General features: G+C 71.4%; 19 protein-coding genes. 11 read left to right on the forward strand and 8 right to left on the reverse strand.

Annotated features, from left to right (window positions below):
• Positions 1-267 precede the first annotated feature (267 nt).
• From ACFZDE_RS00085 to ACFZDE_RS00100, 4 genes are read left to right on the forward strand one after another with little or no spacing between them, the layout of a single operon-like run.
• Positions 268-1,560, forward strand: a complete 1,293-nt coding sequence (locus ACFZDE_RS00085) for an extracellular solute-binding protein (protein ID WP_391195947.1) — start codon at positions 268-270, stop codon at positions 1,558-1,560.
• A 6-nt stretch (positions 1,561-1,566) separates the two neighbouring features.
• Positions 1,567-2,565, forward strand: a complete 999-nt coding sequence (locus tag ACFZDE_RS00090; protein WP_391195950.1) for an ABC transporter permease subunit — start codon at positions 1,567-1,569, stop codon at positions 2,563-2,565.
• The gene (locus ACFZDE_RS00095) at positions 2,562-3,404 is read left to right on the forward strand and encodes an ABC transporter permease subunit (RefSeq protein WP_390992185.1); all 843 of its coding nucleotides are present in this window, start codon (positions 2,562-2,564) and stop codon (positions 3,402-3,404) included. Before ACFZDE_RS00090 ends, ACFZDE_RS00095 begins: the two co-directional genes overlap by 4 nt.
• 54 nt (positions 3,405-3,458) lie before the next feature.
• Positions 3,459-4,508, forward strand: a complete 1,050-nt coding sequence (locus ACFZDE_RS00100) for an endo-1,4-beta-xylanase (RefSeq protein ID WP_391195952.1) — start codon at positions 3,459-3,461, stop codon at positions 4,506-4,508.
• A 74-nt stretch (positions 4,509-4,582) separates the two neighbouring features.
• On the opposite strand, the gene ACFZDE_RS00105 is transcribed toward ACFZDE_RS00100, so the two are convergent.
• From ACFZDE_RS00105 to ACFZDE_RS00115, 3 genes are all read right to left on the reverse strand, one after another.
• On the reverse strand, positions 4,583-5,608 hold the full coding sequence (locus ACFZDE_RS00105; RefSeq protein ID WP_390992180.1) for a substrate-binding domain-containing protein: 1,026 nt from the start codon (positions 5,606-5,608) through the stop codon (positions 4,583-4,585).
• Between the two features lie 211 nt (positions 5,609-5,819).
• Positions 5,820-6,023: a DUF5999 family protein gene (locus tag ACFZDE_RS00110; RefSeq protein ID WP_030835828.1), complete on the reverse strand. Its 204-nt coding sequence runs from the start codon at positions 6,021-6,023 to the stop codon at positions 5,820-5,822.
• 480 nt (positions 6,024-6,503) lie between these two features.
• Positions 6,504-7,088 (reverse strand): hypothetical protein, encoded by a 585-nt coding sequence (locus tag ACFZDE_RS00115; protein WP_390992175.1) that lies wholly within the window; start codon positions 7,086-7,088, stop codon positions 6,504-6,506.
• Between the two features lie 542 nt (positions 7,089-7,630).
• On the opposite strand from ACFZDE_RS00115, the gene ACFZDE_RS00120 reads away from it, so the two are divergent.
• Together ACFZDE_RS00120 and ACFZDE_RS00125 are read left to right on the forward strand one after the other, a co-directional pair.
• A complete protein-coding gene (locus tag ACFZDE_RS00120; protein WP_390992172.1) occupies positions 7,631-9,148 on the forward strand; it encodes a glutamate--cysteine ligase in 1,518 nt (505 codons plus the stop codon).
• A 68-nt stretch (positions 9,149-9,216) separates the two neighbouring features.
• Positions 9,217-10,017 (forward strand): type II CAAX prenyl endopeptidase Rce1 family protein, encoded by an 801-nt coding sequence (locus tag ACFZDE_RS00125; protein ID WP_391197396.1) that lies wholly within the window; start codon positions 9,217-9,219, stop codon positions 10,015-10,017.
• A 51-nt stretch (positions 10,018-10,068) separates the two neighbouring features.
• Here ACFZDE_RS00125 and ACFZDE_RS00130 read toward each other — a convergent pair whose 3' ends face one another.
• Entirely contained in the window at positions 10,069-10,887 is an 819-nt protein-coding gene (locus ACFZDE_RS00130) for a PhzF family phenazine biosynthesis isomerase (RefSeq protein WP_391195954.1), read from the reverse strand.
• A 164-nt stretch (positions 10,888-11,051) separates the two neighbouring features.
• Between ACFZDE_RS00130 and ACFZDE_RS00135 the strand changes: the two genes are divergently transcribed.
• A complete protein-coding gene (locus ACFZDE_RS00135; protein WP_391195956.1) occupies positions 11,052-11,696 on the forward strand; it encodes a helix-turn-helix transcriptional regulator in 645 nt (214 codons plus the stop codon).
• A gap of 77 nt (positions 11,697-11,773) precedes the next feature.
• Here ACFZDE_RS00135 and ACFZDE_RS00140 read toward each other — a convergent pair whose 3' ends face one another.
• Complete coding sequence (locus ACFZDE_RS00140; protein WP_391195957.1) at positions 11,774-12,202, reverse strand: SRPBCC family protein; 429 nt, start codon at positions 12,200-12,202, stop codon at positions 11,774-11,776.
• Positions 12,203-12,423: 221 nt separating this feature from the next.
• Here ACFZDE_RS00140 and ACFZDE_RS00145 point away from each other — a divergent pair, with 221 nt between their 5' ends.
• From ACFZDE_RS00145 to ACFZDE_RS00155, 3 genes are all read left to right on the forward strand, one after another.
• Positions 12,424-12,972, forward strand: coding sequence for a Clp protease N-terminal domain-containing protein (locus ACFZDE_RS00145; RefSeq protein WP_391195959.1), 549 nt, complete (start codon positions 12,424-12,426; stop codon positions 12,970-12,972).
• A gap of 84 nt (positions 12,973-13,056) precedes the next feature.
• Positions 13,057-14,061, forward strand: coding sequence for an EamA family transporter (locus ACFZDE_RS00150; protein WP_391195962.1), 1,005 nt, complete (start codon positions 13,057-13,059; stop codon positions 14,059-14,061).
• Between the two features lie 222 nt (positions 14,062-14,283).
• Positions 14,284-15,234: an EamA family transporter gene (locus tag ACFZDE_RS00155; RefSeq protein WP_391195963.1), complete on the forward strand. Its 951-nt coding sequence runs from the start codon at positions 14,284-14,286 to the stop codon at positions 15,232-15,234.
• 16 nt (positions 15,235-15,250) lie between these two features.
• Here the strand turns inward: ACFZDE_RS00155 and ACFZDE_RS00160 are convergent, their stop codons facing one another.
• Positions 15,251-15,883, reverse strand: coding sequence for an FMN-binding negative transcriptional regulator (locus ACFZDE_RS00160; protein ID WP_391195965.1), 633 nt, complete (start codon positions 15,881-15,883; stop codon positions 15,251-15,253).
• Positions 15,883-16,569, reverse strand: coding sequence for a pyridoxamine 5'-phosphate oxidase family protein (locus tag ACFZDE_RS00165; RefSeq protein WP_391195968.1), 687 nt, complete (start codon positions 16,567-16,569; stop codon positions 15,883-15,885). Before ACFZDE_RS00165 ends, ACFZDE_RS00160 begins: the two co-directional genes overlap by 1 nt.
• Before the next feature lie 35 nt (positions 16,570-16,604).
• On the opposite strand from ACFZDE_RS00165, the gene ACFZDE_RS00170 reads away from it, so the two are divergent.
• Positions 16,605-17,936 carry an aminotransferase class I/II-fold pyridoxal phosphate-dependent enzyme gene (locus ACFZDE_RS00170; protein ID WP_391195970.1) on the forward strand — a complete coding sequence of 444 codons (1,332 nt, stop codon included), beginning with the start codon at positions 16,605-16,607 and terminating at the stop codon, positions 17,934-17,936.
• 31 nt (positions 17,937-17,967) lie between these two features.
• Here the strand turns inward: ACFZDE_RS00170 and ACFZDE_RS00175 are convergent, their stop codons facing one another.
• The gene (locus ACFZDE_RS00175) at positions 17,968-18,921 is read right to left on the reverse strand and encodes an EamA family transporter (RefSeq protein WP_391195972.1); all 954 of its coding nucleotides are present in this window, start codon (positions 18,919-18,921) and stop codon (positions 17,968-17,970) included.
• Between the last annotated feature and the right edge of the window lie 74 nt (positions 18,922-18,995).

Raw genomic sequence — 18,995 nt, forward strand, 5'->3', positions numbered from 1 at the left:
GCGTGATGAGAGCGCGTGGAGCGCCTCCGTCCTTGGGATGAGCGCTGTCGACCCGCGCTCTCCCGTGCGGACACCCTGTGTGATCGCGGGCGGATGGACTTCAAAACGTTCGCCTGGTGATCCGAATGTTTCGCCCCACCTGTCCAGTGACTCCTTCGCAGAGAGATTGACCGTGCACAAGGGGTTGCCACGCTTTGGCTGCTGTCTCTAGGGTGCGGCAGCAACGAACCTTTCTGGATCTCGATCGAAACTTTCGAGGAGCGCATGATGGGCGACCCGGCACTGTCCCGCCGCGGCTTCCTGGCGGCCTCCGCCGCAGCCGGTGTGGGGATGACGGCACTGACCGGCTGCGGTGGAGACTCGGACGGAGGCTCGTCGGGGACGACCACGATCGAATGGTGGAACATCTCCACCACCGAGCCGGCCAAGGGCGTCTGGGCCGCCCTCGCCCGGAAGTACGAGACGCAGAACCCCAAGGTCAAGATAAAGATCGTCCAGATGGAGAACGACGCCTACAAGTCGAAGATGACGGCCCTGACCGCCTCCGGGAAGCTGCCCGACATCTTCCACACCTGGGGCGGCGGCGTGCTGAAGCAGCAGGTCGACGCAGGGCTGGTCGAGAACCTCACGGACCGGACCAAGCCGTGGGGTGAGGCCCTGCTGCCGGTCGCACGTGAGCCGTACCTGCTCGACGACCAGGCCTACGGCATCCCGTTCGACATCGGCATGATCGGCTTCTGGTACAACAAGGCGCTCTTCAAGAAGGCCGGCATCGCCGAACCTCCCACCACCTGGAGCGGCTTCCTCGACGCCGTACGCAAGCTGAAGTCCGCCGACGTCACGCCGCTGGCCCTGGCCGGCAAGGAGAAGTGGCCCGGCATGTACTACTGGGCCTACCTCGCGATGCGCACCGCCGGCGCCGAGGCGGTCCAGAAGGCGTACGAGGAGAAGGACTTCACCGGCGCTCCCTTCGTCCAGGCGGGCGACCACCTGAAGGAACTCGTCGGTCTCCGGCCGTTCCAGAAGGGCTTCCTCGGCGCCGCCTACTCCACCCCCACCGGCCAGGCTGCCACCGTCGGCAACGGCAAGGCGGCGATGGAGCTCATGGGTCAGTGGGCGCCCACCGTCCAGGCCGACGCGGGCAAGGGCCTCGGCAAGGACCTCGGCTTCTTCCCCTTCCCCGCGGTCGAGGGCGGCAAGGGCGCGCTCACCGAGGTGTTCGGCGGAGGCGGCGGGCACGCCCTGCGCCGGGGCGCCCCGCAGGAGGCCGTCGACTTCCTCGAGTTCTTCGCGTCCGAGGCCACCGACCTGGAGCTGGTCAAGAAGACCGGAGTGCTGCCGGTGGTCCCGGCGGCCGAGAAGGCCATCACCGACCCCAACATCAAGGCCGTACAGGAGCAGTTGAAGGCGGCCACCGGCTTCCAGCTCTACCTCGACCAGGCGTACGCGCCCGCCGTCGGCCAGGAGGTCAACGACAGCGTGGCCGCGCTCATCGCCGGCTCCAAGTCGCCCGGGCAGGTCGCCCAGTCGATCACGAAGACCGCGAAGGAAGAGCAGTAGCCGGCGATGACCTCCACGTTCCTGCCGGACAAACGGACCGGCCCCAACGCCGGTTCCCCGCCCCCGGCCCCGGACCGGCCCACCGGGCGGGCCCGGCGCCGCACCCTGCACTGGCTCACCGCGACCGGCTTCCAACTCCCGGCCCTGGTGCTGTTCCTGGGCCTCGTGCTGCTGCCGATGCTGTTCGCCCTGTACGCCGCGTTCTTCCGCTGGGGCGGCTTCGGCATGCCCTCCGACTACATCGGCGGCGAGAACTTCACCCGGCTCTTCCAGGACGACGTCTTCCTCGGCGACCTGTGGCGCTGCCTCCTGCTGGTGGTGCTGTCGCTCGCCCTCCAACTGCCGTTCGCCCTCGCCATGGCCGTCCTGCTCAACCAGCGGATGCGCGGCCGGGCGGTGTACCGGATGCTGTTCTTCGCCCCGTACGTCCTGTCCGAGGCCATCACCGGAATCCTGTTCGGCATGATCTTCGCCCCGGACGACGGCTTCGCCGACCAGGTCCTCGGCAAGGTCGGTCTGGAGGGGCTAGGCGGGGAGTGGTTCGCGGATCCGTCCACCGTGATGGCCACCGTTTTCCTGGTCATGACGTGGAAGTACTTCGGCTTCCACATGATGCTGTACCTGGCCGGGCTCCAGGCCGTCCCCCGGGAACTGACCGAGGCCGCGCTCATCGACGGGGCGAGTGCCTGGCAGCGGTTCCGCAACGTCACGCTGCCGCTGCTCGCGCCCACGCTGCGCATCAGCGTGTTCCTGGCGGTCATCGGGTCGATCCAGCTCTTCGACCTGGTGTGGGTGACCACCGCGGGCGGCCCCGACCACCACTCCGAGACCATGGCCGTGACCATGTTCCAGTACGGCTTCAAGCGCTACCAGGTCGGCTACGCCAGCGCGATCAGCGTGGTCATGTTCGGCATCAGTCTCGTCTTCGCCCTCGCCTACCAGCGGTTCGTTCTCCGGCGCGACCTGGAAGGGGCCACCACGACCATGCGGGGTGACGGAAAATGACAGCTGGTCAGAAGACGCGTGCACGCGGCGGGACCTGGAGCCTGCACCTCGTCCTGATCGTCGTCGGCGCGGTCATGGCCGTCCCCCTGCTCTACGCCACGCTCTCCGGCTTCAAGTCCACCGACGAACTCTCCCGCAACCCGGTCGGTCTGCCCGAGTCGTGGGTGGCCTCCAACTACACCCAGATCCTCGGATCGGGAGACTTCTGGCGGCTGATCGGAAACAGCACGCTGATCGCGATCGGCACGACCGTCCTGGTCGTGGCGGTCTCCGCCCTGTCGGCCTTCTCGTTCGCACGGTTCGCCTTCCGGGGCCGCGAGGTGCTGTTCACACTGTTCACCATGGGGCTGATGTTCCCGTTCGCGGTGGCCGCCCTGCCGCTGTTCCTGCTGCTGCGCTCCCTGGACCTGCTGGACAACCCCCTCGGCGTGATCCTCCCGCAGGCCGCCTTCGGACTGCCCATGACGATCATCATCCTGCGGGGCTTCTTCCGGCAGATCCCCGGCGAGCTGGAGGAGGCCGCCACGCTCGACGGGTGCAGCTCCTTCGGCTTCTTCTGGCGGGTGCTGCTGCCCATGGCCCGGCCCGCGCTCGGCACCGTCTCCGTACTGGCCGTCGTCACCAGCTGGAACAACTTCTTCCTGCCGCTGCTGGTGTTCACCGACGCCCAGTGGTGGACGCTGCCGATCGGCGTCCAGCAGTTCCAGGGTCAGTACTCCGCGGACTACGCCAGGGTCTTCGCCTATCTGGTGCTGGCCATGGTTCCCGCCCTCGCTTTCTACTCGGTCGCCGAGCGCCAGCTCGTCGGAGGCCTCACCGCCGGCGCCACCAAGGGCTGACCCGCGCCACGAACGTACGGCTCTACCCACCCACCCGTCGTGAGGAGTCGCACCATGCGCACCACCCGTCTCAGACTCGCCGGCGCCGTCGCCGCGCTCCTGGTCACCGCCGGAATCGGCGCCGCCACGCCCGCCCAGGCGGGGCACCAGCAGCCCACCCTCGCCGACCTCGCCCAGCGGCACGGCCGCTACTTCGGCAGCGCCACCGACAACCCCGAGCTCGTGGACGGGCCGTACAAGGCCCTGCTCGGAAGGGAGTTCGACCAGATCACGCCCGGCAACGGCATGAAGTGGTACGCCACCGAGCCCCAGCAGGGCGTGTTCGACTTCTCCGCGGGCGACGAGATCGTGAACCTCGCCCGGGCCAACCGGCAGAAGGTGCGTGGCCACACCCTGGTCTGGCACAGTCAGCTCCCCGGGTGGCTCACCAGCAGGGAATGGACGGCCCCGGAACTGCGGGCCGTACTGAAGAAGCACATCCAGACCGAGGTACGGCACTACCGGGGCAAGGTGTTCGCCTGGGACGTCGTCAACGAGGCGTTCAACGAGGACGGTACCTACCGGGAGTCGGTCTTCTACAAGACGCTCGGGCCCGGCTACATCGCCGACGCCCTGCGCTGGGCGCACCAGGCCGATCCACGCGTCAAGCTCTACCTCAACGACTACAACATCGATGCGATCGGCCCGAAGAGCGACGCCTACTACCGCCTGGCCAAGGAGCTGAAGGCCGCGGGCGTCCCGCTGCATGGCATCGGTCTCCAGGCCCATCTGGCCCTGCAGTACGGCTATCCGTCCACCATCGAGGACAACCTCCGCCGCTTCTCGCGGCTCGGCCTCGACACCGCGCTCACCGAGGTCGACATCCGGATGCAGTTGCCCGCGACCGAGGAGAAGCTGGCACAGCAGGCCGAGTGGTACGCCGGTGTGACCGAGGCGTGCCTGGCGGTTCGGCGGTGCGTCGGTGTCACGATCTGGGACTACACCGACAAGTACTCGTGGATCCCGGCGGTCTTCCCGGGTGAGGGCGCGGCCCTGCCGTGGGACGAGGAGCTGCGGCGCAAGCCCGCGTACTTCGCGCTGCGCGAGGCGCTCGGGGGGAGGTAGCGGGGGTGGGGCGGCGCCCTGCCGGACAGGGGGTGGCGGGGCGCCGTACCTCGTTTGCGAGGGTCGGGTGGGGGTCAGGCCGGGGGCGCCGTGCTCGACCGGATCACCAGGTCGGTGCCCAGTTCCACGCGGGGTGAGTCCGGCCGCTCGTCGCGGGTCAGGCGCAGCACCGTGCGCACGGCGAGTTTGCCCATGTCGGCCAGCGGCTGGCGGATCGTCGTCAGGGGCGGGGCCGACCAGCGCACTTCCGGAAGGTCGTCGAAGCCGACCACGCTCATGTCCTGCGGCACCCGCAGCCCCCGCCGGCGCAGTGCCTCGATGGCGCCGAGTGCCATCTGGTCGCTCGCCGCGAACAGCGCGGTCGGCGGCTCGGGAAGGTCGAGCAGGGTCGTGCAGGCGGTGAACCCGGACTCGGGGCGGAAGTCACCGGGGACGACCAGGGAGGGGTCCATCGTGATGCCGGCGCCCTCCAGAGCCGCGCGGTAGCCGTCCAGACGGGCCCGGGAGCACAGCAGCCGGGGCGGGCCGGCGATCAGGCCGATCCGGCGGTGGCCGAGGGACAACAGGTGCTCGGTGGCCGCCATGCCACCCGACCAGTTCGCGGCGCCGATGGTGGGGGCGTCCAGGGCTGGGGCGCCCGCCGGGTCGACGACGACCAAGGGCACGCCGAGAATGCGCAGCTCTTCGTGCAGGGTCGGGTCCAGGGCGGACGTCACGAGGATGACGCCGTCGGAGGCGCGGGCCCGCAGGTTGCGCATCCATTCGCGGGCGTCGCCGGAACGCCCGTGGATGGCCGAGACAACCGTGCCGACGCCGGCGGCGTGCGCGACCTCCTCGACGCCGCGGATGATCTCCACGGCCCACGGGCTGTCGAGGTCGTTGAAGACCAGGTCGAGCAGGGCGGCACGGGTGCCCGGGGCCGCGGGGCGTTTGCGGTAGCCGTGGGTGCGCAGCAGGTCCTCGACCCGGGCCCGGGTCTGCGGCGACACATCGGAACGGCCGTTGACGACCCGGGAGACGGTCGGCACCGACACTCCGGCCTGCCGGGCGATCTCCGTGATGGTGACCTTGCCCTCGGCGCCGGCCTCACGTGCTCCCACTTGCCCCACCTCCGTCGACGGGTAACCGCGAAACTTCCAGGAGTCTTCCGGAAAACGGGCATCCGTGGGAAGGCGTGCGAGGTGGGAACGGGCCGTGGCGCCGGGTGACGGAAAGTGACGATCCGTGGACATGCGTCGGGGCCGGTGCGCAGGGTGTCCTGCTGCCGGCCCCTCATGTCTGCCGACGGGGGCGTCACCCCGCCGAACGGCCTCAGGCGGCCGTCATCACCTGGCCGGCCAGCGGGCGGTGCGGGGCGATGGCCCGGCCGTCCGGCAGCAGCTCACCGGTGTCCTCGAAGAGCACCACGCCGTTGCACAGCAGGCTCCATCCCTGTTCCGGGTGGTGCGCCACGAGACGGGCGGATTCCCGGTCGGCGGAGTCGGCTGAGGGGCACTGGGTCTGGTGCTGGCACATGGGTGGGATCTTTCGCTGGGTCGAGATGGACGATGGAATGGCGTCGGCTGAGTCGGATGTCGTGTCTGTTCCGCGGCTAGAAGTGTCGTTCATGGCCGCCCCCCGTTGTGATAAGTCGTCGGAACCCAGTGTTGCCCCACGGGCGTCAATCCGCAGGGATTTCGCGGCACCGCTTCTTACAGGTTCAGGACGCGTCACCCGCGCGGACGGTTCATCCCAACTGCACTGTCCCTTCGGGTGGTTCGCACTGGCCGGATAGGGCTAGTCCGCTCGGGTCGACCGCCTTTACGGCTCGTACGAGCCATAGCGTGCTCGTCCGAGCGATCGGGTGAGCGATAAAGCGATCGTGCGAGCGGTTCACGGTCGAATGCGCGGTGGTCGATCACACGGTGATCGAACGCGCGATAGCCCACAGGGCGACACATGAACGACCCCGCCGCCGGGAATTCGGCGACGGGGTGCGGAGAATCGCGCGGTGCCTCAGGCGGGCGAGCCGAGCAGTCTGGTCGGAGCCGCCCGGTGGGTCAGCACCGGGAGGAGTTCGGCGACGCGGTGCGGGCGGTGGGCCGCGATGCCGGGAGGCGCGGGCGCCAGCGGGACGAGCAGGTCGGTGGCGACGGGGTGGCCGGTGGCGCCGTCCGCGGCGCAGTCCTCGTGCAGCCAGAGCGTCAGCATGTACAGGCCGGGCACCGACAGCAGGCGGGGCTGGTACGGCTGCGGCATCGTCTCGGCCTGGCGCAGGGCGCGCTCGGTGGAGGTGATGTACGGGCCCTCGAAGAAGTGCGAGAAGGCCCAGCCGTCGGGGGTCAGCCTGGTCTCCGCCGCGGCCACGACGTGATCGCCGCACCGGATCAGGAAGCGCCAGCCGGCCAGGCGGGTCGCGGACACGCCCTCGGCGGTGACGTGGTCGAGGACGTGCACGGGCAGGGGGTTCTCGGGTGTGGCGGGCCCCTGGGTGCCGAGCAGGGAGGGCGTTCGGGCTTCGCGGACCGCGGTGGGTGAGGAGAGCGCAGTGAGGACGGAACGGAGTGCGGGCGCGGGAGCCGGAGGGACATGCAGCGGCATGGTGGGTCGCCTCTCATTCAAAGGCACGGTGGCGCGAGGGCGGGGGCGGACGGCGCTGTCAGCTCACGAGGGTCAGAGGCAGGGGCCGGGTCATGAGAACGAGAGGGGGGTGGGGTCCGCGTCGCCTCGACGGCAGGACCCATCGACCGTGGGCGCCAACCTTCTGCCTTGTTCGCGGAGTTTATACGAGACGGCTTCACACTGTGTTTCGGCTAGCCGTTTCCGGTGAGTAGAACAAGGGTACATTCGGTCGGCGTTACGCGAGAATTATCCCGATTCCAGGCGGGGGTGCACTGCGATGACCTCGGCACATGTCCGCGAACCGGTCGGCCCATTCTCGTCGGCGTTTTTCACGAGTTCCCGGGGCCCGTTACCCGTCCTGTGTGACTTGCCGAGTGAATGTGCCACCGGTCACACGCGACCAGCGTAGCGGCCGACGGGTCTGCCCGGGACGTTATCGATCGCTTTCTCTGGGCATCCTCCACCTGACCGGGACCCAGGCAGCCGGATCCCGGCCCGCATCACCGAGAAGGGACGCTTCGATGGGGGAGAAGGTCGCGGCAGGCCGGTTCGACCTGTCCGATCGCCAGCGCTACCGCGACAAGCTGCGTCAGTGTCTGACGGGCTTGGAGCGACTCCTGGCGGAGCAGCGGTTCGATCGGCCCAAGAACCTCATGGGGCTCGAGATCGAATTGAATCTCGCGGGTGCCGACGGCATGCCGAAAATGTTGAACGGGCAAGTCCTCGAACGCATCGCGAGTCGCGACTTCCAAACAGAACTCGCCATGTTCAACCTGGAAGTCAACATCCCCCCACACCGTCTGGGGGGCCGGGTTTTCGACCGTCTCGCGGAGGAACTCCGCACGTCACTGGCATATGCCGACCGAAAAGCCGGCGAGGTCGACGCGGGAATTGTGATGATCGGTATTCTGCCGACTCTCGACCGTGACGACCTGGTGTCGTCGAACCTCTCCGACGTCGACCGGTACACGCTCCTCAACGACCAGATCGTGGCGGCCCGCGGCGAGGAGTTCACCCTCGACATCGACGGCGTGGAGCATCTGAGCTGCACCTCGAAGTCCATCGCGCCGGAGGCCGCCTGCACCTCGGTGCAGCTGCACCTCCAGGTCACCCCGGCCCGCTTCGCCGACGTGTGGAACGCGGCCCAGGCGGTCACCGCCGCGCAGATCGCCGTCGGGGCCAACTCGCCCTTCCTCTTCGGCCGTGAGCTGTGGCGCGAGTCGCGGCCCCCGCTGTTCCAGCAGTCCACCGACACCCGCCCGCCCGAGCTCCAGGCGCAGGGCGTCCGGCCGCGCACCTGGTTCGGAGAGCGCTGGGTCACCTCGGCGTACGACCTGTTCGAGGAGAACCTGCGCTACTACCCGGCCCTGCTGCCGATCTGCGACGACGAGGACCCGCTCGAGGTCCTCGACCGGGGCGACACGCCGTCGCTCGCCGAGCTCGTCCTGCACAACGGCACGATCTACCGCTGGAACCGCCCGGTCTACGGCATCGCCGACGGCGTTCCGCACCTGCGCGTGGAGAACCGCGTGCTGCCGGCCGGACCCACGGTCATCGACGTCATCGCGAACGCGGCCTTCTTCTACGGGGTCGTGCGAGCCCTGGCCGAGGAGTCCCGGCCGGTGTGGACCCGGCTGCCGTTCGAGGCGGCCGCCGCCAACTTCGACGCCGCGTGCAAGGACGGCATCGACGCCCGCTTCACCTGGCCCCGCCGTGGCCGCTACAGCGGCATGGCCGAGGTCGACGCGGTGAACCTGATCCGCGACGAGCTGCTACCGCTCGCCGAGGCCGGACTGGACGCCTGGGGGGTCGAGCCGGCCGACCGCGATCTGTACCTGGGCGTGATCGAGGAGCGGTGCCGGCGCCGGGTGAACGGGGCGAGCTGGCAGGCCGCCACGTTCCACACGGCGCTGGACGCCGGCCTCTCCCGGGACGACGCGCTGGCCGCCACGACCCGGCGCTACCGCGAGCTGATGCACAAGGGCGACCCCGTGCACACCTGGCCGGTGGGGCTGCCCGAGCCGGTGTCGCTGGGCTGACTCCGCCGCCGGGGCCGGATTGCGCTGCCGCCATACTGATCCGACAGGTCGGTGAAGTGGAGGCAGGGGTGCAGGCGGAGGCGGGCCCGGTGGGCGATTCCATTCCCCGGCAGGGGCTCTCACGGCGGATGCTCCGCACGGAGACGCTGCTGGTCCTCGCGCTGTCACTGGGCGCGAGCGGTGTGTCAGCGCTGATCAGCTTCATCGGGTCGGTCACCAAGCCGGGCGGCCTCAAGGACCAGGCGGCCACGATGAACGCCTCGGCGGCGCCCGGGCGGCCCTGGCTCGATCTGGCCTGGCAGCTCTTCGGGATCACCACGGCGCTCGTGCCCGTCGCGCTGGTCGCGCACTTCCTGCTGCGGGAGGGCGCGAGCCTGCGCACGATCGGCTTCGACCGCACCCGCCCCTGGCCCGATCTGGGACGCGGGGCGGCGATCGCGGCGGTCATCGGCAGTACCGGCATCGCCTTCTACCTCGCGGCCCGCGGTCTCGGCTTCAACCTCACCGTGGTGCCCGAGGCGTTGCCCGAGGTGTGGTGGAAGTACCCGGTGCTGATCCTCGCGGCGATCCAGAACGCCGTGCTGGAGGAAGTGATCGTCGTGGGCTACCTGCTGCGCCGCATGGGCCAGCTGGGGTGGACCCCGACGGCGGCCCTGGTCGGCAGCTCCGTGCTGCGCGGCTCGTACCACCTGTACCAGGGCATCGGCGGTTTCGTCGGCAACATGGTGATGGGTGTCGTCTTCGTCTACCTCTACCGCCGCTGGGGGCGGGTCGGCCCGCTCGTGGTCGCCCACTCGCTGCTCGACATCGGCGCGTTCGTCGGATACGGGCTGCTGGCGGGCAAGGTGGGCTGGCTGCCGACGGCGTGACGTGACGCGGGAAGGGGCGTACGGCGGTGTCGTACGCCCCTTTCGTTCGTCTCAGGCCAGCAGGTCGCCCTCGATCACGGTGACCGCCGTGCCGGTCAGCAGGGTGCGGTCGCCGCGCAGCTGTGTGCGGACGCGGCCGGAGCGGGGTGAGGCCTGGAGGCCGGTGAGGCTCGGGCGGCCCAGACGCTCGGACCAGAACGGGGCGAGTGCGGTGTGGGCGCTGCCCGTCACCGGATCCTCGTCGATGCCGACGTTCGGGAAGAAGCAGCGCGAGACGAAGTCGTAGCCCCGGGACGGGTCCTCGGCGCGGGCGGTGGCGATGACGCCGCGCTCGGAGTGGGCCGTGAGGGCTTTCAGGTCGGGGCGCAGCCCGTGCACCGTCTGCTCGTCGGCGACCTCGACGAGCAGGTCGCCGATGTTCGCACCGGTGTCGAGGACCGTGAGCGGCTCGGTGCCCAGGGCCTCGGCGAGGCCGCGGGGTGGGTCGGTCCGGGTGAGCGGGGCCGTCGGGAAGTCCAGCGTGACGGAGCCGTCCGCGGCGGGCGTGGCGACGAGGACGCCGCTGCGGGTGGCGAACCGCACCGGGCCCGGGTGCGCGCCGGTCGTGTGCAGGACGTGGGCGGTGGCGAGGGTCGCGTGACCGCACATCGCGACCTCGGTGGCCGGGGTGAACCAGCGCAGCGCCCAGTCCGCCTCGGCGTCCGCGGGGAGCGGGTGGGCGAAGGCGGTCTCGGCGTGGTTGACCTCCAGGGCGACGTTCTGCAGCCAGGTGTCGTCCGGGAAGGCGTCCGCGTCGGGCAGGAGCAGGACCCCGGCCGGGTTGCCGGAGAAGGGGCGGTCGGTGAAGGCGTCGACGATTCGGATCCTCATGCCCCGACGCTAGGGCGCGCACGAAGCCGCAGGCCAAGGCCAATTCGTCAGTGGCGGCCCGATTCTCGCGCCCGGGCCGCAAGGCAGGGTCTTGCCAGCCGAACTTTACCGATATATCGTTGACGCATCGCGACAGATCAACGATGGAATGGAGAGTGGTGGCGATGCGTACCCACGGATTCGAGCGTGGACATGGACGCGGCGGCCCGCACCACGGCCGGGGTGGTTTCGAAGGGCTGCGCGCGGCCTTCGGTCCGTTCGGGCCGGGAGGGCCGGGTGGTCCCGGTGGCCCCGGCTGGGGCGGGCCCGGTGGGCCGGGCTTCGGCCCGGGACCCTGGGGTGGACGAGGGCGCGGGGGGCCACGGGGGAGGGCGCGGCGCGGTGACGTACGCGCCTCGATCCTGGCCCTGTTGAAGGACCGGCCGATGCACGGTTACGAGATGATCCAGGAGATCGCCGAGCGCAGCGGCGGGGCGTGGAAGCCCAGCCCCGGCTCGGTGTACCCCACCCTCCAGTTGCTGGAGGACGAGGGGCTGATCGCCAGCGCGTCCGAGGGCGGCAAGAAGCTGTTCTCGCTCACCGATGCGGGCCGCGAGGCCGCGGCGGAGGGGCCCGAGGCGCCCTGGGAAGAGGCTTCCCGCGGGGTCGACTGGGAAGCCCTCGGTGAAATCCGTCAGGCCGGCTTCGGCCTGATGGAGGCCTTCGGCCAGGTCTGGAAGACCGGCAGCAAGGAGCAGCGGGAGAAGGCGGTCGGCGTCATCAACGAGGCCCGCAAGAAGCTGTATCTGATCCTCGCCGACGAGGACTGAACCGCGCGCAGGGCGAAGCGCCCCCGGAGGTGTCCGGGGGCGTTTCGGCGTGCCAGTGGTGTTTCGGCCGGCCGGGGTCAGGTCACGAGGCCGTCCAGCTTGCGCAGCGACTCGTGCAGGGCCGCCGTGGCCGAGTCCCTGAGCTTGCCCGCCATCAGCGACACCGTCGCGCCGGTGAACGCGCCGTCGATGCGGACCGTCGTGGCGTCGCCGTCGGGCGTGAGGGTGTAGCGCGTCGCGACGGTCACCGCCATCGGGCCCTTGCCGCGGATGGCCAGCACCCGGGCGGGTTCCAGCTCCTCGACGGTCCACGCCACCTCGGCCGGGAAGTTCATCAGCCGCATGTTCTCCTGGAAGGTCGCGCCCACCTCCAGGGGCTCCGGCCCGCCCGCGGGGAAACTCGTGTGGCTCGCGTTCCACTCGCCGTACGCGGACCAGTCCGTGAGCCTCGCCCACACCTTCTCGGCCGGTGCCCCGATGCGTGCCTCCGCGCTGACTTCGGCCATGCGACCACCTCTTCGTGTCGGGCTGGGTGTCGCGGAACGTAGCCGTGGCGGCCGCAATGTTCAATACTGACGAACCGTCAGTCGTGCGGCGTCTGCAACCGATCTGCCTGATCTCCTCCGTAAGGAGGAAATTCCGCTCGCCGGAGTCCACTTCCTGTGGGACGCGAAGATGCTTCCCGCCGGGGATGACCCGGGCCCGCGGGACTGATGGGGTAGAGGATGTGCACCCCCGTTTCCCCCGGCAGTCGGCCCATGAGCACGGCATTCAGCGCGTGGACAACGATGCCAGGCTCAGTGACGAGCTGGCGTCGGTGGTCGGCGGTGCCCGGCGCCGGGCGGTCCGGGACGGGGACCGGCAGATCGACACCGCCCATCTGCTCCACTCGCTGCTGGAATCCGACCCCGAGGCGCGTGCCGTCTTCGGCGAGGGGCCGCAGATCGCGCGGCTGCTCGGCTACCTCGTCCAGCGCAGCATCGGCTACGGCCTGCGCTGGCAGAGCGGTGTCGAGGACTCCGGCGCCGTACCCGTGGTGACGGAGACGGCGGGCTTCTCCCCGCTCGCCGCCGCGTGCATGGAGTACGCCTGTGAGCGCGCCGCCGGGCGCGGCGGGCCGGCACTCGGCACCGACCTGCTCGCGGCGATCGTCGTCGACCCGCAGGCGCGCGCGGTCGAGGTGCTCCGACGGGCCGGTGTCGACCCGCGCGAGGTGTTCGACCGGCTCGACGGCTGGTCCGGCCTCGCCGAGGAGTGGGGCGAAGCCACCTGCTGAGCGGCACACGCGGGGCAGTTCACCCATCCAGGCTGTGAGACAGGTGCCATAAGGGATGACGCTCCTGTCGCGTCCTGTCATCATGTGCCGGTGCGTACCTCTGACAGCAGCGTGAGCGGACCCAGCAGGGGTGTGGGGCTGGGCCTCGCGCTCCTGTCCGCGGTGGCCTTCGGCGGATCCGGTGTCGCGGCCAAGCCGCTGATCGAAGCCGGCCTGGACCCGCTGCACGTGGTGTGGCTGAGGGTGGTCGGGGCGGCCCTGGTCATGCTGCCGCTCGCCGTGCGCCATCGCGCGCTGCTGCGCCGTCGCCCCGGGCTGCTCGCCGGCTTCGGGCTGCTGGCCGTCGCCGGTGTCCAGGCCTTCTACTTCGCCGCGCTCTCCCGCATCCCCGTCGGGGTCGCGCTGCTCATCGAGTACCTGGCGCCCGCGCTCGTGCTGGGCTGGGTGCGGTTCGCGCAGAAGCGGCCGGTGACTCGGGCCGCGGCCGTCGGTGTCGTCCTCGCGGTCGGCGGACTGGCCTGTGTCGTCGAGGTCTGGTCGGGCCTCGGCTTCGACGCCCTCGGACTGCTGCTCGCGCTCGGCGCGGCCTGCTGCCAGGTCGGCTACTTCGTCCTGTCCGACCAGGGCAGCGACGCGGGGGACGAAGCGCCCGACCCGCTCGGCGTCATCGCTTACGGACTGCTCGTCGGCGCGGCCGTGCTGACGGTCGTCGCCCGGCCCTGGACCATGGACTGGTCGGTGCTCGGGGGCACCGCGAGCATGGACGGCACGCCCGTCGCCGCCGTCGTGCTGCTGGCCTGGATCGTCCTCGTCGCCACGGTCGTCGCCTATGTCACCGGAGTGGTCTCGGTGCGGCGGCTCTCCCCGCAGGTCGCGGGGGTCGTCGCCTGCCTGGAGGCGGTCATCGCCACCGTCCTGGCCTGGGTCCTGCTCGGCGAGCACCTCTCGGCGCCGCAGATCGCCGGAGGGGCCATCGTGCTGGTGGGCGCCTTCATCGCGCAGTCCTCGACGCCCTCGAAGGGATCCGATCAGCCGGTGGCGAGCGGCGGCCCGGAAAGAGAATTGTCCCGGCGCGGGACCAGCGCCTAAGGTGCCGATCATGCCTTCCGCACGCGTTCTTCCGCCTCCGGCCGCCTGAGGCGGGCCCTCCGGACACCGCGCCCGGCGATACGCCGACGCGCAGAACGGTGCTGCCCGCAGACGAAGTCCGTGGCCCCTGATCCCCACTGATCCGGGGCCCTTCCCGAACTTCCGCGCACCCGCCGCCGCTTGTCGCGTGCGGCGCGTCGTGCGCGTCTGCGGAGAGAACACGTGTCGAACACTGCCTCCGGCCTGCCCATCGGGCGAGGCCTGCTCTGTCTGATCGTCGCCGGTGTCGCCTGGGGCACCGCGGGCGCGGCCGCCTCGCTGGTCCACCGGACCGGCGACATGGGGCCCGTCGCCCTGTCCTTCTGGCGCTGCGCGGCGGGGCTCGCGCTGCTGCTCGCCGTCCGGCTGGTGCGCCCGGGCGCCGCGGCCCCGGTCCGTGAACCGCTCGGACGCCGGGTCCTGCGGACCGGGGTCACCGGCCTCGGCCTCGCCGTCTTCCAGACCGCGTACTTCGCGGCCGTCTCCGCCACCGGCCTCGCCGTGGCCACCGTCGTCACCCTGGGCGCGGGCCCCGTCCTGATCGCCCTGGGAGCCCGGCTCACCCTGGCCGAGCGCCTGGGGCGGGGCGGTGCCGTCGCCGTGGCGGGTGCCCTCGCCGGGCTCGTGGTGCTCGTCCTCGGGGGCGGGGATGCGACCGTACGCCCCGCGGGGGTGCTCCTCGCGCTGCTGTCCGCGGTCGGGTACTGCGCGATGACGCTGCTCACCCGCCGGTGGGGCCGCGACGGCGACGGCGACGCCACGCGGACGACCGCAGGTGCCTTCGCCGTCACGAGCCTGTGCCTGCTGCCGTTCGCCCTGGCGGAGGGACTGCTGCCGCACACCGAGCAGCCCGCCCGGCTGCTTCTCCTGCTGCTCTATATCGCCGCCGTCCCCACCGCCCTGGCCTACGGCCTCTACTTCGCGGGCGCTGCCGTCGTACGGTCCGCCACCGTCTCGGTGGTCATGCTGCTGGAACCGGTGAGCGCGTCGGTCCTCGCCGTCGTCCTGCTCGGTGAGCACCTCACCGCGGCGACGCTGGCCGGAACCCTGCTGATGCTGGGCTCGGTAACGGCTCTCGCGGCGCAGGAGGCTCGGGGCGCGCGGCCGGCCGGTGATCCGGTGACGGCCGTGTGAGGTGCCGCCCGGGGCTCTAGGTCTCCTGTCTGCGCAGGAGGTGGTCGCGGGCCCGGGAGTCCCCCGGAGCGCCGCGGGTCGCGAGCCTCGCGGCGATCCGGTCCCGGACCTCGGCGGGCCGGTGGTTCGCGTACTTGAACTTGGCGCGCACGTGCGTCACTTCGAGGCGCAGACCGCGGATGCCGGCCAGCATCCTGCCGTACGGCACCTCGCCCACCGCCGCGCGTGCGGAGCCGCCCCCCGGCTGGAAGTGGTCGACCTGGCGGTTGAGCAGCGCGGCCTTCTCCGCCGGGTCGTCCACGACATGGGCGCGGCAGCGCAGCTGTACGGCTGTGTAGAAGCTCGTCGGGGTGCCGTGCTCGGGTGGGACGTCCGGGGCCGCCTGCCAGGGGCCGGGCACGAACACGTAGTCGTCGACCACGCTCAGCACGACGTCCGGGTCGGCCTCCAACGCGGGCCAGAGCGGGTTCGGCCGGGCGAGATGGGTGACGACCTCGCCGCGCTCCGCGTCGTAGGCGAAGTGCAGGGGCTGGACATGGGGCGGGTCGCCCGGCAGGCCGTTGACGACGAGCTGGCCGAAGTCGTGCTCACACAGCCAGCGTTGCCACTCGGTGTCGTCGCGGGGTGCGTCCCAGGGGTGGATCAGCATCACAGGGCCGCGAGGTAGCCGGGCAGTTCGGTGCCGGGAGCCAGGGCGGGGTCGGCGGCCGGGGCACCGTAGGTGTGGTGTACCGGGACGACGCCGGCCCAGTGCGGGAGGGCGAGGTCCTCCGGTTCGTCGTTCACGCCGCCGGTGCGCAGCTTCGCGGAGACCTCGTCCAGGTCCAGGCGGATCACGGCGGTGGCGGCCAGCTCCTTCTTGCTGGCGGGGCGCGAGTCCGCGGAGCGGCCGGGCACGACGTGGTCGACCAGCGCGTCCAGGGCCTGCCGCTTCTCCTCGGGGTCCGTCACGTCGTGGGCGACGCCGTGCACCACGACCGAGCGGTAGTTGATCGAGTGGTGGAAGGCCGAGCGGGCCAGGACCAGACCGTCGACGTGGGTGACCGTCAGGCAGACCGAAAGACCCGGGTCGGCCTGACCGGCCGCCCGCAGCGGACGCGAGCCCGTCGAGCCGTGCACGTACAGCCGCTCGCCGACACGGGTGAACAGCGTCGGCAGCACGACCGGCGCCCCGTCGCGGACGAAGCCGAGATGGCAGACGTAGGCCTCATCGAGTATCGCGTGTACCAGGTCCCTGTCGTACGAGGCCCGGTCCGGGGAGCGGGTGGGGACGGTGCGGTCGGACGGGCTGTAGGCGGTGCCGGGCTGCGACGGCGTCTGCGTGGTCCCCTGCATGGCGCTCTCCATTGCACTAGTGCATAATTGGCTTTGTGCTAGGAGAGTATCCGATCAGTGGGCGTCGCGCAGCGGACATTTCCGCGAGCATCGAGCGAGCGGTGGGGGCCGGCGAGCTGCGGCCCGGGCAACTGCTGCCTCCCATGCGGGAGTTGGCGGAGCGCCTTGGGGTGAATCCCAACACGGTCGCGGCCGCGTACCGCACCCTGCGCGAGCGCGGGGTCATCGAGACCGCGGGCCGGCGCGGCAGCCGGGTGCGCCCCGCCCCGGCGACGACCGGGCGGGAGCACTTCCGGGTGGAGGTCCCCGAGGGCGTGCGGGACGTCGCGCAGGGCAATCCGGACCCCGCGCTGCTGCCGCCCCTCGCGGGCGCGTTCGCCGCGGCGGCGGAGGAGGGCGACCGGGCGCCCGTGCTCTACGGGGACACCCCCCTGGAGCCGGAGCTGGCCAGGATCGCGCGGGCCGGACTCGACGCCGACGGCGTGCCGGACGGGCCGCTCGCGGTGGTCTCCGGGGCCCTCGACGGCGTCGAACGGGTACTGGCGGCCCACCTGAAGCCCGGTGACACCGTCGCCGTCGAGGATCCCGGCTGGGGCCGCACCCTCGATCTCGTGCCCGCCCTCGGACTGCGGACGGTCCCCGTCGGCGTCGACGACGAGGGGCCCCGTGCGCAGGACGTGCGGGGCGCGCTGGAGGCCGGGGCACGGGCCCTGATCGTCACCGACCGGGCGCAGAACCCGACCGGCGCCGCGGTGAGCGCCGCACGCGCGCGTGCCCTGCGTGCCGTGCTCCGGGAGTACCCCGAGGTGCTGCTGATCGAGGACGACCACGGGCACGGCATCGTCGACGTGCCCCTGCACCCGCTGGCCGGAGTCACCCGGCACTGGGCGTTCGTACGCTCCGCCGCCAAGGCCTACGGCCCCGATCTGCGCCTCGCCGTGCTCACCGGGGACGCCGTCACCGTCGACCGGGTCCGCGGGCGGCACCGGCTCGGGCCCGGCTGGGTCAGCCGGCTGATGCAGCGGGCACTGGTGCGGCTGTGGACCGACGGCGCGGTGGACACGGCCGAGGTGGCGGCGTCGTACGGGCGGCGGCGGGACGCGTTGATCGGCGCGCTCGAACGGCGCGGTGTGGCGTCGTACGGGCGCAGCGGCATGAACGTGTGGGTGCCGGTGCCGGACGAGACCGGTGTGGTCGCCCGGCTGCTGCACGCCGGGTGGGCCGTGGCGCCCGGCGCCCGCTTCCGGCTGAGCGCGCCGCCCGGCATCCGGGTCACCGTCTCCACGCTCGCGGGGCAGGACATCGAGGCGCTGGCCGACGCGATCGCGACGGCGCTGGGCCCGGCGCCGGCCCGGAGCTACGACTGAGGAGGCGCCGGTCGCCTCGGGCTCCTGAGGCCTACCGCTGAGGCGCCTGCCGGGGCTTCGGCCGTACCTGGGTGAGTGCCGCCCCGATCAGTACGATCACCGCACCGACCGGCGTCGACCAGGCGAGCGCCTCGCCGAGGAGGGCGACGCCCGCGGCCGTGGCGATCACCGGGATGAAGTACGTGACCATCTGCGCGGTCGTCGGACCGACCTCCGCGACCAGGCCGTACTGGAGGAGGGCCGTGAGGCCCGTGCCCAGTGCGCCCAGGGCGGCGATCGCCAGCAGCGGCACGAAGGACACCCGGGTGGGCAGGGTCGTGAACAGCGGGGTGACGACGGCCAGCTGGACCGTGGCGAGCAGCAACTGGGCGCCCGTCATCGACAGGTGCGAGTGGCCGGTGCCGGCCAGGGTGCGGCGGACGTAGATCCAGCCGATCGGGTAGCTGAGGGAGGCGAGCAGGGCGAGTGCCGTCCCTGTGGCGTCCAGGCCGTGGAAGCCCTGCCAGGCGCCCAGCACCGTGAGCACGCCGAGGAAGCCGAGCCCGAGCCCCGCCACGCGCACCCGGGTCGGCCGGTCCTCCGACAGGGCGACCAGCGACAGCGCCATGCCCCACAGCGGCGAGGTCGCGTTGCAGATGCCGGCCAGCGTGGACGGGATGGTCAGCTCGGCGTAGGCGAACAGCGAGAACGGCAGGGCGTTGAGCAGGAACGCGGCGACCGCCAGATGCCCCCAGGTGCGTGCCCCGCGCGGCAGCCGCTCGCGCCGCACCGCCATCGCGGCGGCCAGCACCGCCGTGCCGAACACCAGCCGGCCGAGCGTCACCTGGAACGGCGCGTACCCCTCGGTGCCCACCTTGATGAGCAGGAAGCTGAAACCCCAGATCAGGGACAGGGCGGCGAACCGGAGGCGCCAGTCGAGGCGGGGGCGGGGCGGTGCGGACGGGTCGCTGGTGATCCGGTCGGCCGGGGTGGTGACGGTGCTCATGCCAGCCACGATGCGGCAGCGGGACCTCGTAGCACAATCGAGATTTCACACCCGGTACCGCGTAGCATTGCTTA

The sequence above is a fragment of the Streptomyces sp. NPDC007929 genome (assembly GCF_042959065.1).
GTDB lineage: Bacteria > Actinomycetota > Actinomycetes > Streptomycetales > Streptomycetaceae > Streptomyces.